This window comes from Leucobacter triazinivorans, assembly GCF_004208635.1.
GTDB lineage: Bacteria > Actinomycetota > Actinomycetes > Actinomycetales > Microbacteriaceae > Leucobacter > Leucobacter triazinivorans.
This window is the reverse complement of sequence record NZ_CP035806.1, coordinates 2616005-2639964: the sequence shown is the minus strand read 5'-3', so window position 1 is coordinate 2639964 and position 23960 is coordinate 2616005. Positions and strand designations below refer to the sequence as shown.

Sequence of the window (23960 nt, the reverse complement as noted above, 5' to 3'; positions counted from 1 at the left end):
GAGACCGGGAGCGGGGCGCGCGGCGAGACCGGGAGCGGGGCGCGCGGGGAGACCGGCAGGAGGATCAGCCCGCGGCGAGCGCCTCGAGCACGGCGGCACCGTACCGCTCGAGCTTCACCGCTCCGATGCCGGAGATCGCGAGCATCTCGTCGTCGGTCGCGGGCCGGTGCACTGCGAGCGCCGCGAGCGTCGCATCGCCGAACACCACGTAGCCGGGCACCCCCTGCTTGCGGGCCTCCCCCGCTCGCCACGCGCGCAGCCGCTCGAAGATCTCGGCCTGCTCGGGCGACAGATCGGCAGCGGCTGCCGAGCGCTTCGCGCCGCCGGATCCCGCACCGCCCGCACCACCCGCACCGCCCGCGCGCCCACCGCGGCCGGCGCCCCGCGCCACGATCTCCTCGCGCATCCGCACCTGCTCCTCGCCGCGCAGCACCGGCTTCGCGGCCTCGGTGGGCGCGAGCACCCCCCACTCGCCACGGGCCTCGATCAGCCCGACCGCGAGCAGGTGCCGCACCAGGCCGCGCCACTGCGCGACCGACCACTCCTTGCCGATCCCCCACGTGGAGAGCTCGTCGAGCCGCATCTGCGTGACGCGCTCCGATCCCACGCCGCGCAGCACGTCGATGTGCTGGCCGGCCGCGTACGTGCGGCCGCGCTCCCTCTGCGTGCGGATGATCGTGGAGAGCAGCATCTGCGCGGGAGTGGTCGCGTCCCACAGCTTCGGCGGATCGAGGCAGACGTCGCAGTTGCCGCAGTTCTGCGCCTGCGCGGGTCCGGATCCTGCGACTCCGCTCGCGGGCTCGCTGGCCGCAGGATGACGGGAGGGAGCGTCGCCGGCGGGCTCGCTGCCCACGAGATGGCGCACGGAAGACGCGGGATCCTGCCCGAAGTAGCGCAGCAGGAAGGCCCGCCGGCACTCCACCCCCTCGCACAGCGCGAGCATGGAGTTGAGGTGACGGGTCTGGTTGGCCTTCGTGGCCGCGTCGCCGTCGCCCCCCTCGATCATCTGCCGCTGCTGCACCACGTCCTGCAGCCCATAGGCGAGCCAGGCCTCGGAGGGCAGTCCGTCGCGACCGGCGCGGCCGGTCTCCTGGTAGTAGCCCTCGATCGACTTGGGCAGATCGATGTGCGCGACGAAGCGCACGTCGGGCTTGTCGATGCCCATGCCGAAGGCGATGGTGGCCACCACCACCACACCGTCCTCGCGCAGGAAGCGGGTCTGCGCCTCGAGCCGCTCGGAGGCGGGCAGGCCCGCGTGGTAGGCGACCGCGTCGATCCCGGCGTCGCGCAGCGCGGCCGCCGTCTGCTCGACGCGCTTGCGGCTCAGCGCGTAGACGATGCCGGCCTCGCCCGCGTGCTCCCCGCGGATGAACGCGATGAGCTGCGAGCGCACGTTCTGCTTCGAGACGATGCGGTAGCGGATGTTCGGCCGGTCGAAACTCGACACGAAGTGCGCGGCGTTCTCGAGGTGCAGCCGTTCGGTGATCTCACGGTGCGTCTCGGGGGTGGCCGTCGCGGTGAGCGCGATCCGCGGCACGTCGGGCCAGCGCTCGGCGAGCGCGCCGAGGCGCAGGTAGTCGGGCCGGAAGTCGTGGCCCCACTGGGAGACGCAGTGGGCCTCGTCGATGGCGAAGAGGGCGATGCGCCCCTGGCCCAACAGTTCGACGGTGCCGGGCGCGGCGAGTCGCTCGGGAGCGAGGTAGAGCAGCTCCAGTTCACCCGCGCGATAGGCGCGCTCGACCTCGAGCCGATCCTCATGCGACATCGCCGAGTTGAGCGCCGCCGCGCGCACGCCGGCCAATCGCAGCGCGGCCACCTGGTCGTGCATCAGCGCGACGAGCGGGGAGAGCACGACCCCGGTGCCCTCGCGCATGAGCGACGGGATCTGGTAGCAGATCGACTTGCCGCCCCCGGTCGGCATCAGCACGACCGCGTCGCCGCCGGCGCTCACCTGCTCGATGATGGCGGCCTGCTCGCCCCGGAAGGAGTCGTAGCCGAAGACCTCCGAGAGCACGGAGAGCGGGTCGGCGCCGCGGGCGCTCGGCACGGTCGACGCGGGCGGTGCAACCGGCGGTGCGGGCGCGGATCCCGGTGCAGCCGTCGGTGCAGGCGCGGATCCCGGTACGGGTCCCGGCGCGGATCCCGGCGATGCGGGCGCCCCGTCCGGGCCGGGCCCGGCAGCGGCGCGCGGCCCCCGCGCGGTCTCGCGGCGGGGATCCGTCCACCCCTCGGGCGGCGGGGCGCCCCAGGCCTCTCCGGGCCACCGCTCCTCGTCGGCCGGGCCGAAACCGGGCTCGTCGAAGCCGCCGCCGCTCACGATGGCGTCAGGCCCGTCGGTCGGGATCGGTCGCGTCGCCGGCCCCCGTCGACGTCGGCCCATCGGTCGGCCCATCGGCCGCCCCGCCGGCAGGCCCCGCGGCCGCTCCGTCGGCAGGCCCCGCGGGGGCGTCGCCCTCGGCGGCGAGCTCCTCGGCGATCTGCTCGCGCACCTCGGCCCGGTAGGCGTTGCGGCGCAACCGGCTCACGAGCAGGAACCCGAGCGCGATGATCCCCACGGCCAGCAGCCCCGTGAAGACGAAGCCCTCCCAGCCGGGCGTCACCTGATCGGGATCGAACTCGGTCTCCTCCGCGATCCGCACCGCGATACTCAGCACGTTCATGCGCGCTCCTCCTCGATTCCCTGAAACAGATCGGCTTCGAACTCGCTCGTTGCCACTCGCGACGCTGCGAGCCGATAGTCCTCGAACGGCCACGCCTCGCGCTGCAGTTCGTTGGGCCAGAAGAAGAAGGGACTGTCCGGGGGCACCTGGCTCGCATGCGCGCGCAGCGCCTCATCGCGGCGCTCGAAGAAGCGCCCCACCTCGATCTTGGCCGTCCCGCGGTACTCGCGCCGGCTCATCCACTCGCGCAGTTCGGCGAACTGCTGCAGGAGCGGCGAGGTCGGCTCGTGGTCGACGAGCCACTGGTAGACCGTCGTGACGCGCTCGGCGTTGAAGATCTCCTCGTAGTAGAGCTTCTTGATCGACCAGGGGCGGCCCGCGTCGGGGTACGCGGCGGCATCGCCCGCGCGCTCCCAGGCGATGCGGCTGATCTCGTGGCAGCGGATGTGGTCGGGGTGCGGGTATCCGCCCTGCTCGTTGTAGGTGATCATGACGTGCGGACGGAACTCGCGCACCACGCGCACGAGCGCCTCGGCCGACACCTCGGCAGGGATCGCCGCGAAGGATCCCGGCGGCACGGGATCGCCCGCTTCCGGCAGGCCGGAGTCCTGGTAGCCGAGCCAGCGGTGCTCGAAGCCGATGATCTCGCGGGCGCGGGTCATCTCTTCGCGGCGCAGACCGGCGAGATCCCGACGGCTCTTCGGATCCCGCGACACGAGCTCGTTGAGCACGTCGCCGCGCTCCCCGCCGGTGCAGCTGACGATCATCACCTCCACCCCGGCATCGAGGTAGTGTGCGTAGGTGGCGGCGCCCTTGCTGGACTCATCGTCGGGGTGCGCGTGCACCGCGATCAACCTGAGCGTCATGCGAGTCCTCTCACGTGCCTCTCGGGAGCCTCCCGGTAGTCTGGCAACGATCACCCAGTTTACCCAGCCCGGATCGGAGGCTCCCGTGTCGCAGACGACTGCCGGTGCAGGAGCCTCGCGAGCATCGGGCTCGGACCCGGAGCCCGGCACGGGGCCGGGCGACGGGCAGTCGCTCGAGGATCGCTACGGCTCCGGGCGTCGGCGTCGGCTCGACCGGCGCGTCGCCTGGGGCGCGGCGGCGATCCTGGTGCTCGGCGGCGTGAGCTTCCTGCTCTTCAGCGGCTGGCAGAATACGAATCGGGTCTCCTGGCAGGACATCGGGTTCACCAAGCAGGACGAGCTGAACCTCGACGTGAAGTTCGAGGTGACCGCCCCCGCAGAGACGCCCGTCGCGTGCGCGGTCGAGGCGCTCAACACGGTGAAGGCCACCGTCGGGTGGAAGGTCGTGGAACTGCCGGTCACCGAGGATCGCACCCACACCGTCACCACGCCCCTGGTCGTGACGAATCCGGCGACCGCCGCAACCGTGCGCGAGTGCTGGGTGATGGAGTAGTCGCGAGGCCCCGCTCCCGTCCACCCGCTTCCCCTCCACCCGCTCCCGTCCTCGCGGTCCCGTTCTCCCGCCCCCGCCCTGACACGCGGCGATTTCTCGGTCCGCGTTCTGGGAACACGGTGCTATCCTTGAGGCTGCGCCCTGACCTGGTCGGGGCGTTCCGTTTACCCCCGCGCCATGGCGCGTGCCGACGCCGTCGCCCTCCGCGACCGCGATGCGCACGAGCGCCGGCACACACCGCGCACACACGAAACGAGGATCGACTATGGCCGAGCCCACGCAGACCTGGCTGACGCAGGAAGCCTACGACCGCCTCAAGGGCGAGCTCGACGCGCTTTCCGGTGCCGGCCGCAAGGAGATCGCAGCGCGCATCGAGGCCGCTCGCGAGGAGGGCGACCTCAAGGAGAACGGCGGGTACCACGCCGCCAAGGACGAGCAGGGCAAGATGGAGGCCCGCATCCGCGACCTCGAGGAGCTGCTGAAGCACGCGGTGGTCGGCGAGGCCCCGCAGGCGAGCGGCGTCGTCGAGGTCGGCACCATCGTGACCGCGGAGGTCTTCGGCGACGAGGAGCGGTTCCTGCTCGGCAGCCGCGAACTCGCGGACGGCAGCGATCTCGACGTCTACAGCTCCGAGAGCCCGCTCGGCGTGGCGATCCTCGGGCTGGGCGTCGGGGACGAGACGAGCTACGCGGCGCCCAACGGCAACCAGATCTCGGTGAAGATCCTGGCGGTCGACACCTACGCCGGCTGAGCGGAGCGCAGCGGATCCCGTCCCCTGGCCGCTATTCGTACATGCTGATGTTGATCGGCCCCGTGAGGTCGGGCGCCGGCGCCCGGAAGCCGCGGGTCTTGACGAACAGGTAGATCAGCCCGAGCGCGAACCAGACGCCCCCGATCATCATCGACACGCTGTCGAGGCTGAACCACAGCCACACGTTGATCGCGACGCCGATGGCGGGCACCGCGACGAAGCCGAGCCACACTCCGGGTCCGCGCCGCTTGATGAAGCGGAAGAAGACGAAGATCACCGACAGGTTCACGAAGGTGAAGGCGATGAAGGCGCCGAAGTTGATCATCGATGCGGCCTGATCCAGATCGACGAACAGCGCCGTCAGCGCGACGGCCGCGACGAGCAGCACATTGCCCACCGGCACGCCGGTGCTGTTCACCCGGCCGAAGAGGCGCTTCGGAAGCGCTCCGTCGCGGCCCATCGCGTAGAGCAAGCGCGCGGCGCTCATCTGCTGCGTGATGCCGCAGCCGAGCACGGCCATCATGTAGCCGCCCACGAAGATCGCCTGGAACGCCGCACCGCCCACGTACTTCGCGATCTCGGGCGAGGCCCCCACGATGTCGGCCAGCTGCGTGACATCCGGGAACAGCACCTGCATCACGTACGTGACGGTCATGAAGAACGCTCCGGCGACGAGCACGATGATGAAGATCGCCCGGGGGATGTCGCGCTCGGGTCGCTCGGCCTCCTCGGCGAGCGTCGATACCGCGTCGAAGCCGAGGAACGAGAGCGCGAGGATCGCCGCACCGGCGGCGATCGACACCAGCTGCACGTCGCCCGAGATGAACGGCGCGATCGTGAACTCGGCGCCGTTCGCCCCGTTGACGATGTTCACGATCGTCAGCACCACGAAGACCACTGCCACGACGAGCTGGATCGACACGAGGATCACGTTCATGCTCGCCGCCAGCTTCACGCCGACCAGGTTGAGCACGGTGCAGATCCCGACCGTGAGCAGCACCCACACCCAGAACGGCACCTCGGGGAACACCGCCCCCATGTAGATGCCCGAGAGGATCGCGTTGATCATCGGCAGCAGGAGGTAGTCGAGCGTGGCCACCCAGCCCACGAGGAAGCCGAGGTGCGCGTTGATCGCCTCCTTGGCGTACGTGTAGGCCGATCCCGCGATCGGGAAGAAGCGCACCATGCGCGAGTAGCTGAACGCGGTGAAGAGCACCGCGACCATCACGACGAGGTACGCGAGCGGCACGTGGCCGTTGGTCTCCTCGGCGACGATCCCGAACATGTCGAAGACCGCCATCGGCGCCATGTAGGCGAGGCCGATGAAGACGAGGTGGCGCAGCTTGAGCGAGCGCTTCAGCGTGCCGGCCTCGTGGGCGATCGCGTGCGCGATCTGGTCATCGCCGGCAGCGACGCCGGAGCGGGCGGGGAGCGTGGACATGTGATCTCCTTCACTTCTTCACTTCGTTGTGGGACGGAGCTGGTGCGGATACTGCGACTCGCTCCGCTCGCGCGGCGAGTCTCAGGATCGCGGCTGCTCGGTGGAGATCCTGCGATCCGCTTCGCGCACGCAGCATGACGGGGCGGTGTCAGTGGCTGTGGCAGTGGTGTTCTTCGGCGGGCTCGTCGCACCTCTGCCCGGCGCCGGCCGGATCCTGCACGTTCGCGGCGGCCGGAGCGCCGTCCATCTCGCCGCGCGCGTCATGGATCGCGCTGCCGCCGACCACGGTCAGCTCGGCGCTCTGCTCGAGGATCTCGGCGGCCTCCATGGCGTAGAGATCGCCCGACCAGACGACCACGTCCGCGAGCGCGCCGACGCGCAGCACGCCCAGCGCCTCCTCGTGGTGGAAGGCCTCGGCCCCGCCCCTCGTGTAGGCCTCGAGCGCGCGGTCGAGGTCGAGCCGCTCGCCTGGAGTCCAGGCGTCGTGCCCGTCGAGGCGGGCGCGGGTCATGGCGCTGTAGAGTCCGACGAGCGGATCCATCTCGCCCACCTGCCAGTCGCTCGAGAAGGTGACGCGCGCGCCCGAGTCGATCATCGAGCGGAAGCGCCAGGCGCGATCCCAGCGGGCCTCGCCCACGTTCTCCATCCAGGTGCCGGCCACGAGGTCGGGCGAGGCGTGCCGCGGCTGCATCGCGGCGACGACGCCGAGCTCGGCGAAGCGCGGCAGATCCTCGGGGGCGAGGCACTCGACGTGCACGATCCCGTGCCGCGCATCGACGCGACCGTTCGCGCGCTGCGCGGCCTCGATCGAGTCGAGGGTGAGGCGGATCCCCCAGTCGCCCGTGGCGTGGGTGTGCACCTGGTATCCCAGCCGGTCGAGCTCCACGAACAGTCGGGTGAACTCGGTCGGCTCGAGGCTCGTGTGCCCGCGGTGCCCCGGGCGGTTCGCGTAGTCCTCGAGCATCGCGGCGGTGTGCGGCTCGATCACGTCGTCGGCGTAGAGCTTGACCGGGCCGAGCCTGAAGCGCTCGTGCTGCGGGGTCTCGCGGATCGCCTCGGTGATGCGGGCCCGGAAATCGCCGTCGGCGCCCACCGGATGGTAGATGGCGGCGATGGTGCGGCTCGTGAGCCGCCCCTCGCGCTCAGCGCGGGCGAAGAGATCGAGCTCGGCGAGCGGCACCTGCGGCTCGACCACGGTCGTGATCCCGGATCGGGCCGCCATGTCGAGGCTGTTCACGATCTTGCGGTAGCGGCGATCCGGCGAGTACATGGGGATATCGCGCTGCAGCTCGGCGAGGCCGTCGATGGTCATCGCGCTCGTGTAGAAGTCGGTGATCCACCCCGTGGGCTCGCCGGTGGCGGTGTCGATCTCAGGATTGCCCCAGGCGATATCACCGCCGTTCAGGATGCCGAGCTTCGCGAGCGCCGGGCGGTTGAGCCAGACCGAGTGCTGATCGTACGTCGTGATGAAGACCGGGCGATCGGTGACCCCCACGAGGTCGTCGGCGTTGGGGCGGCGGCCCTCGACCACCGAGTAGAGGGCGTTCTCGGCGCAGATCCAGTCGAGATCCGGGTGGGTCTCGGCGAACTCCGCGATGCGGGATCGCACCACGTCGAGGCTCTGCACCTGGTCGAGACTCACGGCGAGATCGTCGAAGCCGAGGAGGAGGTGGTTGTGCGTGTCGGCCACGCCCGGGGTGAGCAGGCGGCCCTCGAGCTGCACGGTTCGGCGGGCGGCGGGCGCCTCGGCCGCAGGGCCCACGTAGCTGATCCGATCGCCGGTGATGCCGAGCGCCTCCGCCCACGGCTGCGCGGGATCGAAGGTGCGGATCATTCCTCCGGTGAAGAGGGTGTCGACGGCCATGTCAGCTCCAGGGGATCGGGCGCGCGATCGTGCGGCGGGCGAGTTCTTTAACTCAAGAGTAAATTAATTTACTCAGATGTCAAGAAACCGCCGGCCGGCCGATCCTGCCGCCGCCCGTCCCGGCCCCGGATCCGCCCCTTGGCTGCCGAAACCGAGCCCAGTGTTCCAAACCGCTCGAATTATCGGCGCCGAAGGCATCGTGTTCGAACAGTGGGGTCGGTCTCAGCTGGGAAGAGGCGGGCGCGTGGCGAGCGGGCGCGTGGCGAGCGGGCGCGTGGCAAGCGGGCGCGTGGCGAGCGGGCGCGTGGCGAGCGGGCGCAACTCAGACCGCGCGCAGGGCGGCCGGCCGCGGCTGGCATACTGGCCGTATGGCCCGACCGAGCACGCAGAAGCAGCGCCGCAGAGAAGTCGTCGACGCCGCCCTCGCCGCGGCGGCCGAGCACGGCCTGCGCAACCTCTCGCTCACCGATGTGGCCAACCAGGCCGGCGTGACCCGGGGCGCGCTGCTCTACTACTACGAGGATCTCGACGCGATCCTCGTCGAGGCCCACGCGGCCGGCATGCGTCGGGTGGGCGAAGAGCGAGCGGCGCTCGTCGCACTGCAGGAGGGCGCGGCGCAGAAGCTCGAGACCGCGATCACCGCGGGCCTGCCCGAGGGGCCCGACGACGCGCTCATGCGACTGCTCTACGAGTTCGATGTGCTCGCGGGCAAATCCCCGCTGCACGACGAGCTGGTGCAGCGGCTCTATCGCGAGCAGCTCGAGCTCTACCGCGGGATCCTCGAACAGGGCTCGGCCTCCGGCGAGTTCCGGCTCACCGGCGCGCTCGACGACATCGCGATGAACTTCGTGGCGCTCGAAGACGCCTACGGCCTGCACATCGTGGCGGGCGGCAGCATCACGGTCGCCGACGCGCATCGCGCGATCCGGCTCTTCGCCGAGCAGGCGGGCGCCGCGCTCACCGCGTGAGTCGCGCCGCACGGCCCGGGCGAACCCCAGACAGGCCCGCAGACCCCGGCGGCCCGCGTCAGTAGCGCTCGCCCACCCGCACCGTGTACCCGGCGTCGCGCAGCGCCTGCGCGACGGCATCGCCGTGCTCGTGCCCGCGCGTCTCGATGTGCAGTTCGAGCTCCACCTCGCTGACGGGCAGCTCGGTCGCGTGACGCGTGTGGATCACCTCCACGACGTTGGCGTTCTGCGACGCCACGATCGAGGCCGTGCGCACCAGCTGGCCCGGCACGTCGGGCAGCAGAATGCGCAGCTTGAGGTAGCGCGCCGACGCCGCGAGGCCGTGCCCGATCACGCGCTGCAGCAGCAGCGGATCGATGTTGCCTCCGGAGAGGATGGTCGCGGTGACGCCGCTGGCGCGCGCCTTGCCCGCGAGGATCGCCGCGACACCGGCCGCGCCGGCCGGCTCGACGACGAGCTTGGCGCGCTCGAGCAGCATGACGATGGCGCGCGCGATGTCGTCGTCGCTCACCGTGACGACCTCGTCGACGTACTCCTGCACCATGTCGAAGTTGAGTTCGCCCGGCCGCGCGACGGCGATGCCGTCGGCGATCGTCGGCCGCGTCTCGACGGTCACGGGCCGCCCCACCTTGAGCGACGATTTGAACGGCGCCGCGTTCTCGGACTGCACGCCGATGACCCGCATCGGTCGCCCCTCGCGCGCGGCGAGCTGCTTCGCCGCCGCCGCGACGCCCGAGATCAGCCCGCCGCCGCCGATGGGCACGATCAGCGTCTCGACCTCTGGCGCCGACTCGAGGATCTCGAGCGCGACCGTGCCCTGCCCCACGATCACCGCGGGGTCGTCGAAGGGCGGCACGAAGAGCGCGCCGGTCTCGGCGACGAACTGCTGGGCCGCGCGATTGGTCTCGTCGAACGTCGATCCCTCGAGCACCACCTCGGCGCCGTAGCCCCGGGTCGCCTGCAGCTTGGGCAGCGCGACGCCGAGGGGCATGAAGATGGTGGCCTTGATGCCGAGCTCGCGCGCCGCGAACGCCACGCCCTGCGCATGGTTGCCGGCCGAGGCGGCCACCACCCCTCGCGCCCGCTCGGCGTCGGACAGCTGCGTGAGCCGGTTGTATGCGCCGCGGAGCTTGTAGGCTCCGGTGCGCTGCAGGTTCTCGCACTTCAGGTAGACCTTCGGCACCCCGAGAATCTCCGCGAGGTAGCGGGATGATTCGAGCGGGGTGCGCTGCGTCACGCGGTGCACGAGATCGAGTGCGCGTTCGAAGTCCTCCAGCACGAGTGCCGGCTGAGCCTCGGTCATGAGTGTCCTTCCTTGCGCTGCCGCTTGGCGAGCGCGCGGGCCCGGTAACGGGCCCGGTGGTGAGTCTTCTCTCGCCGGTGGTAGTCGGCGACGGGATCGGATCCCACCTCCCACTGCCTGCTGACCAGCGTGTTGACGATGGAGTTGGCCGAGGCCGCGATGGGTACGGCGAAGAGCGCGCCGGGCACCCCCGCGAGCAGCGCACCCGTCGAGACGGCGAGCACCACGCCCAGCGGGTGCACCTTGACGGCGCTGCCCATGACCAACGGCTGCAGCACGTGGCCCTCGATCTGATTGACGAGGATCACCACGCCCAGCATGATGAGCGCGTTCACGGGCCCGTTGTAGACGAGCGCGATGAACGCGGCGAGGGCGCCGGTGGTAATGGCGCCGAGGAACGGGATGAACGATCCCAGGAAGACGAGGATCGCGATCGGGATCGCGAGCGGCACGCCGAGCAGCGCCGCGCCCGCGCCGATGCCGACGGCGTCGACGAAGGCGACGAAGATCTGCACGCGCACGTACTGGCCGACCGAGATCCACCCGGCGCGCCCGGCCGCGTCGACGGGAGCGTGCGCCTTCGCGGGCAGGAAGCCGACCACCCAGAACCAGATCCGCTTGCCGTCGATGAGCATGAAGATGAGCGAGAAGACCGTCAGCAGCGCCCCGGTGATGAACTGGCCGGCGGTCGTCGCGACGCCGAGCGCACCGCTCCAGATCTCGGACTGGTGCCCCTCGATGGTCTTCCAGATCTGCCCGGTGAAGGTCTCGATCTCGGCTGCCGAGATCCCGAACGTCGCCTCCGCCCAGTGCAGAGCCTCCCACCAGACCTCCTCGGAGCGCCGGGCGACGTCCTCGAATCCGTTGCGCAGCTGCGTCGTGATGAGGGTGATGAGCATCCACACCGCGACGCCGAAGATGGCGAGCGCTGTCACCACGCCGAGCCAGCGGGGCGCTCCCTGCCGCTCGAACCACTGCACGACCGGCGCGAGCAGTGCAGTGAGCAGGATCGCGATGAGCAGCGGGATCACGATGATGCGCACCTGCACCACGAGCCACAGGAAGCCGGCCAGGGCGAGCCCGATGAGGATCAGGCGCCATGACCAGGCGGCCGCGACCCGCACGCCGAGCGGCAGCTCGTGCGCGGCGTCGTCGGCCGGGTGCGGTGCGCGGCTCGGGGCCTCGCTTCTGGGCTCATCCACGGCACAATCCTACTCACGACAGCATGTCGGTTCGGTGATACCCGCCCGCTCACATGAGGCGGCGCAACCAGCGGCGCACGAGGCGACTCTTCTGCGCCGTGTAGGGCGGCATGATGGTGGACCCGAGGGTGTCGGGCGCGAAGGGCTTCGTGAGCACCGGCTTCTCATGGCTGAAGACACGGAACGAGCGCTCGCCGTGGTAGGCCCCCATGCCGCTCTCGCCGACCCCGCCGAACGGCAGCTCGGGGGCCACGAGGTGCAGCACCGGCACGCCGAAGTTGAGGGCGCCCGAGCTCGTCTCCTGCTCCCACCGCTTCCGCGTGGCGGGGTGCTCGCTGAAGACGTATGCGGCGAGCGGCTTGTCCCGTGCCGCGACGAAGTCGAGCGCGTCGTCGAGGTCGGCGACCTCGACGAGCGGCAGGATCGGCCCGAAGATCTCGTCGCGCATGACGGGCGCGTCCCGGGGCACTCCGGAGAGCACCGTCGGCGCGATGTGGCGGATCGTGGCGTCGAAGCCGCCGCCGACCTCGACCGCGCCGTCGTCGAGGTAGCCGACGAGGCGTTCGAACTGGGCGTCGTTGACGACCCTCCCGTAGTCGGGGTTGCGCGCGGTGGCGTTGCCGTAGAGCTCGTGCACGGCCGCCTCCAGCGCCGGCGCCAGCTCGCGGAGCACCTCGGGCCGGCCCAGCACGTAGTCGGGCGCCACGCAGGTCTGGCCCGCGTTCATGAACTTGCCCCAGGCGATGCGACGCGCGGTCTCGGCGAGCGGCGCGGTCTCGTCGACGTAGACGGGCGACTTGCCGCCGAGCTCGAGCGTGATCGGGGTGAGGTGCTCGGCTGCAGCGCGCGCCACGATGCGCCCGACGCGCCCGTTGCCGGTGTAGAAGATGTGGTCGAAGCGCTGTTCGAGCAGCGCCGTGGTCTCGGGCACGCCGCCCTCGACCACCGCCACAGCGCGACGATCCAGCGCGTCGGGAACAAGCCTTCCGAGAAGCGACGAGGTCGCGGGAGCCAGCTCGCTCGGCTTGATCACGACGGCGTTCCCCGCCGCGAGCGCGCCGATCACGGGCGACAGGGCGAGCATCAGCGGATAGTTCCAGGGGGCGATGACCAGCACGACGCCCAGCGGCTCGGGCACGATCCTCGCCGACGCGGGCTGCGCCGCGAGCGGCACCGCGACACGTTCGGGGCGCATCCAGCGGGAGAGGTGGCGCAGCGCGGAGTCGATCTCGGTGACGAGGAAGCCGATCTCGGTGAGCTGCGCCTCGGTGCCCGACTTGCCGAGGTCCTCGCGCAGCGCGCGCTCGAAGTCGTCGCCGCGCTCGAGCAGCAGGGCGCGGAGGCGGTGCAACTGCTCGCGCCGCCACGACTCCGGGCGGGTGACGCCGCGCTCGAAACCGTGCCGCAGTCCGGCGACGAGGCCTGGGATCCGATCCGTGTGCTCGCTCATGCGCCCACCCTACTGGGCCTGCCTCTCCGCGGGCCGGGCGCGGCCGGAGCAGCGAGGCACCGCGGGGTCGAGCGCCGCGAGTACGGGTTTCGACTCGCTGCGCTCGCCCAAGCGGCGGGAAGTGCGCTGCGCTCCCTCAATCGGGTCCGCTCACCAGAAGTGCAGGGCGGGAACGATCAGGAAGATCCCGATCAGCACCGCGAGCGCCGACAGCGCGAAGCACACGTTGGCGGCGACGGTGGCCCAGCGGGGCCTCCCGAGAGCGTCGACGTCGTCGTCCTCGTCGTCGCGGGACGGGCCGTCGGGCGCGAAGGTGCCATCGTCGAGCCGCACCGGCGGAGCGGGGGTGGCGAGGAACCGGATCCCGAGCGAGTACAGCGCGACCACGAACACGGCCGAGAGCAGCGCCGCCACGAAGACGATGAGGAAGGCCATCCAGTCGATGTTCATCGTGCACTCCCCCGCTCGGCGTCCTCGGAGCCGGCTGCCTCATCGGCGGCCTGCGCCTCGCGCGCCGCCTTCTCGGCCTCGCGCGCGGCGAGATCGTCGCGCACGGCCGACTGCGCCACCGGGGTGAGCGGCGGAATCGTGCCGGTCTTGGTCTTCAGAGGCTTGACCTTCCCCTTGCGGATGCGCACCGCGTACCCCGACTCGGCCACGTCGGGCACGGGGATCGCGTTGGAGTGGTCGACCTTGTTGCGCCGGGAGCGCCAGAAGATCACCAGAATGAAGCCGAAGCCGAGCACCGCGTCGATCACGATGCCCACGGGACCGATGTGGGCGATCAGCGCCGCGACCGCCGCAACGGCGCCCGAGGCGGGCAGGGTGAAGAGCCAGCCGAGCCCGATGCGGCCGACCGCGCGCCAGCGCACGCTCGATCCGCGTCGTCCGAGGCCCGAGCCGATGACCGAGCCCGAGGCGACCTGCGTGGTCGAGAGCGCGAAGCCGAGGTGGCTCGAGGCGAGGATCGTGGCGGCCGTGCTGGTCTCGGCCGCGAAGCCCTGCGCCGGCTTGACCTGGGTGAGGCCCGCGCCGAGCGTGCGGATGATGCGCCACCCGCCCGAGTACGTGCCGAGCGCGATCGCGAAGGCGCACGCCGCGATGACCCAGAAGTGGGGGCCGGTGCCGGGCTCCTGCAGGTTCGCGGCGACGAGCGTGAGCGTGATGACGCCCATCGTCTTCTGAGCGTCGTTGGTGCCGTGGGCCAGCGCGATGAGCGAGGACGAGGCGATCTGGGCGTAGCGGAAACGGCCGCGGCCGTCCTTCTTGCCGTCGTGGCGGCGCGTGATCGCATAGGCCACCCGGGTCGCCGTGAACGCGACGATGCCCGCGGTGAGCGGGGCGGCGAGCATCGGGATCAGGATCTTCGAGAGGAAGACCCCGCCGTTGATGGCGTTGATGCCCGCGCCGACGATCGCCGCGCCGATGAGGCCGCCGAACAGCGCGTGGGAGGAGCTGGAGGGCAGACCGTAGAGCCAGGTCAGCAGGTTCCAGACGATCGCGCCGATGAGGCCGGCGAAGATCATCTCCGGGGTGATGAGCACCCCGCCGTCGCCCTCGTTGATCAGACCACCCGAGATGGTCTTGGCCACCTCGGTCGAGAGGAATGCGCCGACGAGGTTGAGGATCGCGGCGAGCAGCACCGCGGTCTTCGGCTTGAGCGCCCCGGTCGCGATGGGCGTCGCCATCGCGTTGGCCGTGTCGTGGAAGCCGTTGGTGAAGTCGAAGAACAGCGCCAGTGCGATGACCAGCAGCACGATGAGGGTGATTTCCACCGGCGTCTTTCGTTCGGGAGCAGAGGTCCGTGGAACACCCGCGAAGTCACCTGTTGTTCACCGATCATCCGGTGCTCGCCGATGACCGCTGGCGCGCCGTAATCATGGTTTCACCTCGCCTCCGGCAGGTCAAGCCGAGGCCCCCTCGTTCACCTTCCGTTTACTCTGGCGGGCGCCCCTGGAGCAGGTGCGGGCGGATCCTCAGTCTCACGGCCCCCGCGCTCGGCTCGCTCCCTGCCGCCGACGATAGGCTGGCGGCACATCGACGACCGAGGAGGCGGCATGAGTGCAGCGGATCTGAACGACTTCGTTCCCGAGCAGGGAGCGGTCACCATGTTCTCCACCGCCTGGTGCGGCTACTGCAAGCGCCTCAAGCTGATGCTCGACAAGACGGGGATCGGCTACACCGTGGTCGACATCGAGCAGACGCCCGGCACCGAGGAGCTGGTGAAGTCGGTCAACGGCGGCAACGCCGTGGTGCCGACGCTCGTCTTCCCCGACGGCACCACGGCGACGAACCCCTCGCTGCGCGACGTGCAGGCCCGGCTCGGCTAGCCACCGCCGGCTGAGCGAGCGGAGCATCACCCGAAGTTGAGGCGGACCTCCTCGTAGCGGGCATCCGGCACCGTCTTGAGCCGACCGACGGCCTCGTGGAGCGGCACGAGATCGATGCGGTCGCCGTGCAGCCCGGCCATCGTGCCCCATCTCCCGGCGTGCGCCGCGTCGGCGGCGGCGATCCCCGTGCGAGTCGCGAGCACCCGGTCGAAGGCCGTGGGCGATCCCCCGCGCTGCACGTGCCCCAGCACGGTCGCGCGCGTCTCGATCCCCGTGCGCTCCTCGATGAGTGGAGCGAGCATCTCGGCGACGCCGCCGAGCCGCGGCCGCCCGAACCCGTCGAGCCCCTCGCGGGTCACCTCGCCGTCGGCGCCCTCGAGCGTGAAGCCCTCGGCGACGACCACGAGCGATGAGCGGCCGCGATCCCGCACGCTCAGCACCCACTCGGAGATCTGCTCGATGGACTCGGGATGCTCCGGGATCAGCGTCACCTGCGCGCCGCCCGCCATGCCCGCGTGCAGCGCGATCCACCCGGCGTTGCGCCCCATCACCTCGAGCACCATGCACCGGCTGTGCGACTCGCCGGTGGTGCGCAGCCGGTCGATCGCCTCCGAGGCGATGGACACGGCGGTGTCGAATCCGAAGGTGTAGTCGGTGCCGCCGAGGTCGTTGTCGATGGTCTTGGGCAGACCGATGGCGCGGATCCCGGCGTCGGTGAGCAGCTTCGCGACGGTCTGCGTGCCGTTGCCCCCGATCAGGAGGAAGCCGTCGAGTCGATACTCCGCCATGCGGGCCCGGATCGCCTGCCACTCGGCGGCGTCACCGTCGCCGCTCGCGAACGGCGGAACGCGGCTGGTGCCGAGGATCACCCCGCCGAGCGGCGAGATGCCCCGCACGGCCGAACGATCCAGCGGCACGAGATCCGCCTCGTGGAATCCTCGCCAGCCGTCCATGAAGCCGACCATCTCGAAGCCGTGCACCTCGACGCCGCGCAGCACGGCGCCCCGGATCGCGGCGTTCATGCCGGGGCTGTCGCCGCCGGAGCAGAGCACACCGATGCGCATCAAGGCCTCCTCGTCCGTTTCACGCGGCGGTTCCCGAGCACGCGGGATCGCCGGAGCGTCGCCCCCATCGTAGCGTTGGCCGGATCGTCACGAACATGGGCATTTCCGCCAAGTTCGACACGGAACCGGCCAGGTGCGCCGCAGGCGCGGGGTGCCTCGGGATCCCGCGGCTCGAAACCGAGCCCGTTGTGCGAGACCGATCCATCCAGCGGCGAGAAATCGCTCGTGGTCGCACAATCGACTCGGTCTCGGCCGGGTCTCCGGGCTACGCGTTCGCCTGCTGCGCCAGCGCCCGCTCCAGCACGCCCATGAGCGCGAGCAGCTGCACGGAGTCCGCGTCCTCGGCGGGCGCCGCTGCACCGTCGAGCGCGCGCGCCGCGAGCCCGGCCTTGCCGTCGATGAGCTCGGCGATCTTCGCGTCGATCGTCTGCGCGGCGACGATGCGCCACGCCGTCACCGGCTCGTCCTGCCCGATGCGGTGCACGCGGTCGATCGCCTGCGTCTGCTCGGCGTCGGTCCACGAGAGCTCGGCCAGCACCACGTTCGACGAGGCCTGCAGGTTGACGCCCACTCCCGCCGCGGTCAGCGAGCAGACCGCCACCGCCACCTCGGGATCCTTGTTGAACGCGTCGATCTGCTGCTGTCGGAACGTCGCGGTCTGATCGCCGCGGATCGAGACCGTGCGCAGGCCGGCCTCGGCGAGCTGCGCCTCCACCCGGTCCATCACATCGATGTGCTTGGCGAAGAACACCACCTTGCCCACCGAGCGCGCGAGCTGCGCCGTGTAGTCGGCGGCGAGCGAGGCCTTGGCCTGCCCGATCTGCCGCACCATCGTGAAGACGTTCATGCCGTCGGCCGACGCGTTCGACTCCTCGAGCTCCTGCGCGCAGACCATGCGCACGATGGCCTCGTCGCTGAGCTTCTGCCCCAGCTTGCCGTTCTTGACCGCCGTGAAGCGGTCCACGAGCTTGCGGGCCAGCTGCGCCTCGGCGTCGCGGATCCCGCGCCCCATCTCGTCATCCAGCTCGACGGGCAGATCCACCACCCGCTTCGCGGGCAGGTCGGCGGCCACGTCGACCTTGCGGCGGCGCACGATCCCCATGTCGACCACGCTCTGCCGAGCCTCGGGGTAGAACGCGGGATCGGCCGGCGTCCACCCGTTGCTCTCGAGCCGCGCCATGAGCTCGGCGCCGGGCCGGTCGGCCTCGGTCCAGCCCAGGAAGCGCCAGATGGCGCGGAAGTCGTCGATGTCGTTGATGAGCGGCGTGCCCGTGAGGGCGATGAGCAGCGGGGAGACCCCCGGGGTGCGCTCGCGGATGCTCTCGGCGATGGCGAGCACGTTGCGGGAGCGCTGCGACTGCACGTTCTTGATCATGTGGGCCTCGTCGACCACCATGCCCTTGAAGCCGAAGCGCGAGATCCAGCTCAGATGCCGGTCGAGGATCTCGTAGTTCACCACGAACACGTCGGCGAAGGCGTCGATGTCCTGCCCGTCGCCGTGGATCACGGTGACGCGGCGCTGCGGCGTCCACCGCTCCACCTCGCGCGCCCAGTTCATCTTGACGACGTTGGGCACCACCACGAGCAGCGGGTAGCTCCCCGAGACGCTCGCGGCGAGCACGGACTGCGCGGTCTTGCCGAGCCCGGGCTCGTCGGCCAGCAGGAAGCTGCGATGCCCGTCCGCGACGCTCGCGAGGAATCGGGCCTGGTGCGGCATCAGTTCTCGCCCGGCGGGCGCGAGGCGATCCGGCACCGGTGGCGCAGGCAGATCCATGCACGCGGATCCGCCGCCCCCCTGCTCGAACGACTTCAGCAGCGGGCCCAGCAGCTCCCAGTTCGCCAGGCGCACCACCGGCGTGGGCGTGCGCGGCGGAGCCAGGTCGGGTGCCAGGAACGGGTTCGCCAGCATGCGGGCATCGATGCCGGCGGGCTCGACCTGGCGCTCGGCGAGCTCGGGCGGCACGAAGGTCTGCGCCGGCTCGGGCGCCGCCTTCTCCTCCTCGGGCAGCACGATGCCGGCCTGCGTGAGCATCTTGCGCTTCAGCAGCCGCGTCGCCTCGGTGATGGGGGCGGTCGGCTCGAGCAGCGTGATGAGGCTGGTATCGCGGGCCGCGGTCTTGGCGAGGATCGCCGCCACGCCGTCGAGGCGCTTCAGCGTCTCGGCGCGCTCGGAGTCGCTCACCGACTCATCGGTCTTGACTCGCGCGCGCTCCTCGCGCATGAGCAGCGCGATCACGTGGAACTTGGTGCGGCCGGCCGGGCTCGCCTTGCCGCGCTGCGCCGAGGCCTCGACCTCGCGCACGGCGCGCGCCAGCAGCGGGATGATGCCCTCGTTGTGCGTGTGCTTGCGGCGGCCGTTCGAGCGCGATGCGGCGCCGGTGTCCCGCGGCTGGGCCGACTTGCCCGATTTGCCCTTCGCAGCGGACTGACGCGTGGCAGTGGTGGTTGCCAATGGATCTCCTGATCAGCGTGGTGCGATCCCGGCGCGTGTACCGGGGCGCAGGCCGCTCGCGGGTTCCGAGCCTGACCTCATGCGCGGCATGGGGCTCGTGAAGCGTTCGCGCGACCGTGGTCACGATCCTATCATCCGCTGCAGGGAGCGTGCTGGATCATCCCGCGAGCAGGCTGCGCGTCGCGTCGACGTCGGCCCGCATCTGCGCGAGCAGCGCGTCGAGCGAGTCGAAGCGCACCATGCCGCGCAGCCGCAGCGCGAACTGCACCTCGAGGCGCTCTCCGTAGATGTCGCGATCGAAGTCGAGCACGAACGCCTCGACGCGGGGCTCGCCCTCGGGGTCGAAGGTGACGTTGGCGCCGACCGAGATCGCGGCGACCCTGCGCCGCCCGTGCACCACGACCCAGCCGGCGTAGACGCCATCGGCGGGCACGAGACCCTCGATCTCGCCGCCGAGGTTGGCCGTCGGGAAGCCGATCTCACGGCCGCGCGCGTCCCCGTGCACCACCTCGCCGCGCACCGCGGGCGGGCGTCCGAGCATGCGGGCCGCCGCGTCGACGTCGCCTGCGAGCACGGCTTCGCGCACCCGGGAGGACGACACCTGCCCGGTATCGCCGTCCTCGACGAGGGCGAGCACGTCGGCCTCGAACCCGTGCTGCGCGCCCAGGGTGCGCAGCAGCGCGCCGTCGCCCGCGCCGCGGTGCCCGAAGCGGAAGTCGGAGCCCATGACGACGTGGCGTGCCCGCAGCCGCTCCACGAGCACCTCGCTGACGAAGCGGTCGGCGGGGATCGAGGCGAGGGCCGCATCGAACTCGAGCATCACGCAGACGTCGATCCCCGCGGCCTCGAAGGCCTCCAGGCGCTGCTCACGGCTCATCAGCGGCTGCGGGCACGCTTCGGGGCGCAGATAGCTCAGGGGATTGTTGGCGAAGGTGAACACGACGGATCGGCGCGCCTCCGCGATCGACGACTCCCGCACGCTGCGCAGGATCGCCTGGTGGCCGCGATGCAGGCCGTCGAACTTGCCGATGGCGACGCAGCTGCCGTGCGGGAACTCCTCGGGGCGGATCGCCTCGAGCCGGTCGATCACGCGCATCAGGCGGGTTCCTCGATCCCGCGCGCGGCGCGGTCGACGCGGCGCAGCCAGATCAGGCCGAGCACCGGGAGCACGAGCGGGATGAAGAGGTACCCGCTGCCGAAGTGCGACCAGACGGAGGGGTGCGCGAAGAGCTGCGGGGCGAGCAGGCTGAGCGTTCCGACGATCAGCACGCCGCAGAGCTCGAAGAGCAGGGCGCACCAGGCGACCGTGCGCCAGGCGCCCCGGCGCTTGATGAGGGCGACCGTCGCGACGATGTAGACGAGCCCCGCGACCGCGGAGAGCGAGTACGCCAGCGGCGCCTCGTCGAACTTGGCGATGATCTGGTAGATCGAGCGGAATGTGGCCGCGATCGCCAGCACGATGTAGACCGTGATGAGCACTCGCCCGAGCCCCCCGAGCCGGTCGACGGGCGCGTCCGGTGATGCAGCGGGGTCCCGGGGTTCGCGGAGATCGGCGTTCGACACGCGCACCAGTGTACTCGCACGGCGCAGTGGGACCTCCGGTGCGGGCTCGCCGCTCGTGCAGGAGTTCAGCGTTCAAACAGGACGGAGTCGGCTGGGGCTCCTGCGCGAGCGGACCCCCTGCGAGCGCGGATCTCATGTGCGCGCGGATCACCTGCGCGAGCGGATCACTGCGCGCGCGGATCCCGCGTTCAGCCGCCGACGGTCGCGAGGAACACCTCGCCGTGCCCCGTCAGCCGGACCGGCTCGCCCGCCGAGACGTAGAGCGACTGCCCGCGCCGGGCGGTGGCCACCTCGGCGAGCGCCTCGGCGTCTGCCGCGGCCCGCTCCACCCGCACGCGCCCAGCGGTCACGACGAGCACCAGCGGGTGCTCCGCCGGCACCTCGACGAGCGGCGCGCCGTCGTCGACGCGCGCGAGCGAGTCGTCGTCGGGGTCGCAGAGCCGCGCGCGCAGCAGCCGGAAGTCGGGCACGTCGGGGCACCAGGCCACGAGCCCGCGCGCCGACCTGGTGCACGGGAAGCGCGGATCGTCGAGCTCGTCGGTGTCGACGATGCGGCACAGCTCCGCCACGTCGACGTGCTTCTCGGTGAGCCCCGCGCGCAGCACGTTGTCGGAGGAGGCCATCACCTCGACCGCGATCCCGCTCAGATAGGCGTGCAGCTGGCGGGCTCGCAGGAAGATCGCCTCACCGGGTGCGAGGTGCACGAGGTGCAGCAGCAGCGACACCAGCACCCCGGGGTCGCCGGGGTGCGCGGCGACCAGCTCGCGCAGCGCGGCGGCGCGCTCGGGATCGAGGCCGGCGGCTTCGGCGTCCCCCTCAGCGATCACCCGCTGCAGCGCACGCAGTGCTCGGCCCACGACCGGATCGCCGCTGAACGCCCACTGCAGCAACTCCCGCCGCCGCTCGCCGTCGTCTCCCGCCAGGCGGTCGGCCACCCGGTCCAGCGCATCCGCGCCACCGTACTCGGCGCGCTCGGCGCGCTCGCCCGCTTCCCCGCCGGCGCCGGAATCGACGCGGTCGTCGCAGTGGCGCACCGCAGCCGCGAGGAGCGCGAGGTCGCGGCGCACGGCGGGCAGCGCACGGAACCCGCTGAGCGCCGTGACGTCGCCGAGCGCGACGAGCAGCTCGGGCTTGTGGCGCCGGTCGCCGTAGTTGCGGTGCCGCGCGTCGCGCGGGATCCCGGCGGCCTCCTCGGCGGCGAAGCCCGCCTCGGCCTGCCCCGAATCGGGGTGCACCTGCAGCGACAGCGGCGCACCGATGGCCAGCACCTTGAGCAGGAAGGGCAGCGGCCCGCCGTCCACCCCGTAGCGCTCGGGATCGCTCTCGACGAGGTCGATCAGGGTGTGCGCCTGAGGCGTCGCCTTGGCCACGTGCGCCGGGCTGCCGGGATGGGTGCCGAGCCAGAGTTCGGCCTGGGGCTCACCATTGGGCGCGGTGCCGAGCATGTCGGGCAGTGCGTCCCTGGAGCCCCACGCGTAGGCGCGAGGGGTGTTCTCGATGAAGATCAGCACGTCACTCCTCCGACGGTCGACACGGGGCGCTCGATCGAGACCGCCGGATCGGGCCCATCCCTTTCGACCGCCTCGCCCGCGCAGCTCGCCCCGGGGGCCATGCTCTACCATACCGACTATGGCGGAGAGCAAGACCAGACTCGGCGTGAGCGCGTACGCGATCTGCGTCTTCATCGTCACGCTCGGCAGCAATGGGGTGCGCAATCTGCTGGGCTGGTGGGGCTTCCTCGCGGTCGCCGCGGCGCTGACGGTGTGGGGGGTCGTGCTCTTCGTGCGGCTGAAGCCCGAGCGCTTCCGCTGGTACCGCCTCCCCTCGCCGGTCTACTGGTTCTTGACGCTCGCCGTGCTCTCGATCGCGTGGTCGCAGTACCGCCTCGAGAGCGTGCTCGGGGTCGTCGCCCAGTTGGCGACCACGCTGCTCGCGGTCGTGCTCGCCTTCGTGCTCACCTGGCACGAGGTGCTGCGCACCCTCGGCTCGGCCCTGCGCTGGCTGATCGGCGTCTCGTTCCTGTTCGAGCTCTGGGTGGCGCTCGTGGTGCGCGAGCCCGTGCTGCAGCCCATCGCCGAGGCCCCGGAATCGGGCTCCGTGCCCAAACTGCTCTACTGGAGCCGCGATCTGCTGTTCACCGGCGGGCCGATCCAGGGCATCGTGGCCAGCTCCGTGCTGTTCGGCTTCATCGGACTGCTGGGGCTGATCGTGTTCGGGATCCAGCTGCGGGCCGGACTGGTGCGCCCCACCACCGGCTGGTTCTGGGTGGGTGCGGCCCTCGCCACGATCCTGCTGACCCGCGGCGCGACGGTGTGGGTGGCGCTGCTCGCGGCGATGGTCGCCCTGGTGCTCGCGCTCTGGGCACGCCGGCTGGGCCCCGAACGCCGGGTGCCCCTGTACCTCACCGGCACCGCACTGGTGGTGGTCGCGGTGTCGCTGGTGCTCTTCGCGCGCGACTTCGTCTTCGGACTCCTCGGCAAGAGCGCCGATATGACGGGCCGCCTCGAGACCTGGGACGCGGTGATCGCGCTCGCCGAGCAGCGCCCGTGGTTCGGCTGGGGCTGGGTGAGCTACTGGGCCCCGTGGGTCGAGCCGTTCGCATCGCTCGACGAGAAGGCCGGCGTGACCGTCATGAGCGCGCACAACGCGTGGCTCGACGTCTGGCTGCAGCTCGGCATCATCGGCGTGCTCGCCTTCGCGCCCATCGTGGTGCTCACGATGTGGCGCGTCTGGTTCCGTGCGGTGGATCCGCCCCGTCGCGGCTTCGGAGAGCCGCTGCCCTACGCCACCAGCGCACTGTGGCCGTTCCTCGTGATGGTGGCGCTGCTCGTGCAGTCGCTCACCGAGAGCCGGCTGCTCATCGAGGGCAACTGGCTGCTGCTCATCCTGCTCGCGGTGAAGTCGCGCTTCGACTTCCAGCTCCCCTCGCTCGATGCCGAACCGACGAAGCTGCCCTGGAGGCGGGTGCCGATCCCGCGCCACACCGGGCCCATCCCGGTGCCCACGGCACGGAGCGGTCGGTGATGCCGTGCTGATGACGACCGAGCGGCTGCAGCGCCTGCGGTCCGAGGCGCGCCTCGAGCGCGACACGATTCTCGAGCACCGCATGCGCGACGGCGAGGATCCGGCCGTCGCCGTCGCGGAGGTGCCCGACGTCGACGAGCTGGTGGTGCTCGCCCTGCGCGACGAGATGCTCGAGGATCGCGGCCGGCTGGCCGAGTTCGGCCTCGCCCGGCTCGCCGCGCGCTCGGGCGGTCCCGACGCGCGGGAGCACCGCCGCAACGCGGATCGCGTGGAGTTCGAGCTGCTGCGCGAGATCGCCGCCGGGGTGCCCGAGCTCACCCTCGCCGTGTGGCGGGTGAGCCACGACCTCGACGTGGACTGACGAGTCGGGCATCCGCCCGGTCGGTCGGGCGAAGCACACCTCCGCCGCTATCGGCGAGCCCCGAGTGCCCCGTCGGTAGACTGTGGGCGTCGCAAGCGCCGGAGGATC

Annotated in this window: 21 protein-coding genes; 6 read left to right on the top strand and 15 right to left on the bottom strand. The window is 71.2% G+C overall.

Going from position 1 to position 23960, the window contains the following annotated elements:
- Positions 1-64: 64 nt before the first annotated feature.
- Genes EVS81_RS11880 through mca form a run of 3 tightly spaced genes read right to left on the bottom strand, consistent with a single transcriptional unit; the run spans position 65 to position 3526 of the window.
- Positions 65-2380 carry a RecQ family ATP-dependent DNA helicase gene (locus tag EVS81_RS11880; RefSeq protein WP_130110579.1) on the bottom strand — a complete coding sequence of 772 codons (2316 nt, stop codon included), beginning with the start codon at positions 2378-2380 and terminating at the stop codon, positions 65-67.
- Positions 2325-2660, bottom strand: coding sequence for a hypothetical protein (locus EVS81_RS11875; RefSeq protein ID WP_130110578.1), 336 nt, complete (start codon positions 2658-2660; stop codon positions 2325-2327). Before EVS81_RS11875 ends, EVS81_RS11880 begins: the two co-directional genes overlap by 56 nt.
- The gene (mca, locus tag EVS81_RS11870) at positions 2657-3526 is read right to left on the bottom strand and encodes a mycothiol conjugate amidase Mca (protein ID WP_130110577.1); all 870 of its coding nucleotides are present in this window, start codon (positions 3524-3526) and stop codon (positions 2657-2659) included. Before mca ends, EVS81_RS11875 begins: the two co-directional genes overlap by 4 nt.
- A gap of 85 nt (positions 3527-3611) precedes the next feature.
- Between mca and EVS81_RS11865 the strand changes: the two genes are divergently transcribed.
- Positions 3612-4079, top strand: a complete 468-nt coding sequence (locus EVS81_RS11865) for a DUF4307 domain-containing protein (protein ID WP_240739829.1) — start codon at positions 3612-3614, stop codon at positions 4077-4079.
- Positions 4080-4344: 265 nt separating this feature from the next.
- The gene (gene greA / locus EVS81_RS11860; protein WP_130110575.1) at positions 4345-4830 is read left to right on the top strand and encodes a transcription elongation factor GreA; all 486 of its coding nucleotides are present in this window, start codon (positions 4345-4347) and stop codon (positions 4828-4830) included.
- Between the two features lie 31 nt (positions 4831-4861).
- On the opposite strand, the gene EVS81_RS11855 is transcribed toward greA, so the two are convergent.
- Both EVS81_RS11855 and EVS81_RS11850 read right to left on the bottom strand, forming a co-directional pair.
- Positions 4862-6271, bottom strand: coding sequence for an APC family permease (locus EVS81_RS11855; protein ID WP_130110574.1), 1410 nt, complete (start codon positions 6269-6271; stop codon positions 4862-4864).
- 148 nt (positions 6272-6419) lie between these two features.
- Positions 6420-8135: an amidohydrolase gene (locus EVS81_RS11850; RefSeq protein WP_130110573.1), complete on the bottom strand. Its 1716-nt coding sequence runs from the start codon at positions 8133-8135 to the stop codon at positions 6420-6422.
- Between the two features lie 368 nt (positions 8136-8503).
- Between EVS81_RS11850 and EVS81_RS11845 the strand changes: the two genes are divergently transcribed.
- On the top strand, positions 8504-9103 hold the full coding sequence (locus tag EVS81_RS11845; RefSeq protein ID WP_130110572.1) for a TetR/AcrR family transcriptional regulator: 600 nt from the start codon (positions 8504-8506) through the stop codon (positions 9101-9103).
- 58 nt (positions 9104-9161) lie between these two features.
- Here the strand turns inward: EVS81_RS11845 and ilvA are convergent, their stop codons facing one another.
- From ilvA to EVS81_RS11820, 5 genes are all read right to left on the bottom strand, one after another.
- Positions 9162-10406 (bottom strand): threonine ammonia-lyase, encoded by a 1245-nt coding sequence (ilvA, locus tag EVS81_RS11840; RefSeq protein WP_130110571.1) that lies wholly within the window; start codon positions 10404-10406, stop codon positions 9162-9164.
- A complete protein-coding gene (locus EVS81_RS11835) occupies positions 10403-11608 on the bottom strand; it encodes an AI-2E family transporter (RefSeq protein WP_130110570.1) in 1206 nt (401 codons plus the stop codon). Before EVS81_RS11835 ends, ilvA begins: the two co-directional genes overlap by 4 nt.
- 49 nt (positions 11609-11657) lie before the next feature.
- Complete coding sequence (locus tag EVS81_RS11830; protein WP_130110569.1) at positions 11658-13058, bottom strand: aldehyde dehydrogenase family protein; 1401 nt, start codon at positions 13056-13058, stop codon at positions 11658-11660.
- Positions 13059-13208: 150 nt separating this feature from the next.
- A complete protein-coding gene (locus EVS81_RS11825) occupies positions 13209-13508 on the bottom strand; it encodes a hypothetical protein (protein ID WP_130110568.1) in 300 nt (99 codons plus the stop codon).
- The gene (locus tag EVS81_RS11820; protein ID WP_130110567.1) at positions 13505-14833 is read right to left on the bottom strand and encodes an inorganic phosphate transporter; all 1329 of its coding nucleotides are present in this window, start codon (positions 14831-14833) and stop codon (positions 13505-13507) included. The genes EVS81_RS11825 and EVS81_RS11820 overlap by 4 nt, the downstream gene beginning before the upstream one ends.
- A gap of 282 nt (positions 14834-15115) precedes the next feature.
- On the opposite strand from EVS81_RS11820, the gene EVS81_RS11815 reads away from it, so the two are divergent.
- Positions 15116-15388, top strand: coding sequence for a mycoredoxin (locus EVS81_RS11815; protein ID WP_130110566.1), 273 nt, complete (start codon positions 15116-15118; stop codon positions 15386-15388).
- 26 nt (positions 15389-15414) lie between these two features.
- Here the strand turns inward: EVS81_RS11815 and EVS81_RS11810 are convergent, their stop codons facing one another.
- The 5 genes from EVS81_RS11810 to manA form a co-directional block, all read right to left on the bottom strand.
- A complete protein-coding gene (locus tag EVS81_RS11810; protein WP_130110565.1) occupies positions 15415-16452 on the bottom strand; it encodes a 6-phosphofructokinase in 1038 nt (345 codons plus the stop codon).
- A gap of 265 nt (positions 16453-16717) precedes the next feature.
- Complete coding sequence (locus tag EVS81_RS11805) at positions 16718-18904, bottom strand: DEAD/DEAH box helicase (protein WP_420813216.1); 2187 nt, start codon at positions 18902-18904, stop codon at positions 16718-16720.
- 157 nt (positions 18905-19061) lie between these two features.
- Entirely contained in the window at positions 19062-20000 is a 939-nt protein-coding gene (locus EVS81_RS11800) for a bifunctional riboflavin kinase/FAD synthetase (protein ID WP_130110564.1), read from the bottom strand.
- Positions 20000-20383: a hypothetical protein gene (locus tag EVS81_RS11795; protein ID WP_205879436.1), complete on the bottom strand. Its 384-nt coding sequence runs from the start codon at positions 20381-20383 to the stop codon at positions 20000-20002. Before EVS81_RS11795 ends, EVS81_RS11800 begins: the two co-directional genes overlap by 1 nt.
- A 272-nt stretch (positions 20384-20655) precedes the next feature.
- A complete protein-coding gene (gene manA / locus EVS81_RS11790; protein ID WP_130110562.1) occupies positions 20656-21978 on the bottom strand; it encodes a mannose-6-phosphate isomerase, class I in 1323 nt (440 codons plus the stop codon).
- 118 nt (positions 21979-22096) lie between these two features.
- Here manA and EVS81_RS11785 point away from each other — a divergent pair, with 118 nt between their 5' ends.
- Both EVS81_RS11785 and EVS81_RS11780 read left to right on the top strand, forming a co-directional pair.
- On the top strand, positions 22097-23491 hold the full coding sequence (locus EVS81_RS11785; RefSeq protein ID WP_130110561.1) for an O-antigen ligase family protein: 1395 nt from the start codon (positions 22097-22099) through the stop codon (positions 23489-23491).
- A 10-nt stretch (positions 23492-23501) separates the two neighbouring features.
- A complete protein-coding gene (locus EVS81_RS11780; RefSeq protein WP_130111441.1) occupies positions 23502-23852 on the top strand; it encodes a hypothetical protein in 351 nt (116 codons plus the stop codon).
- The last annotated feature ends 108 nt before the right edge of the window (positions 23853-23960 follow it).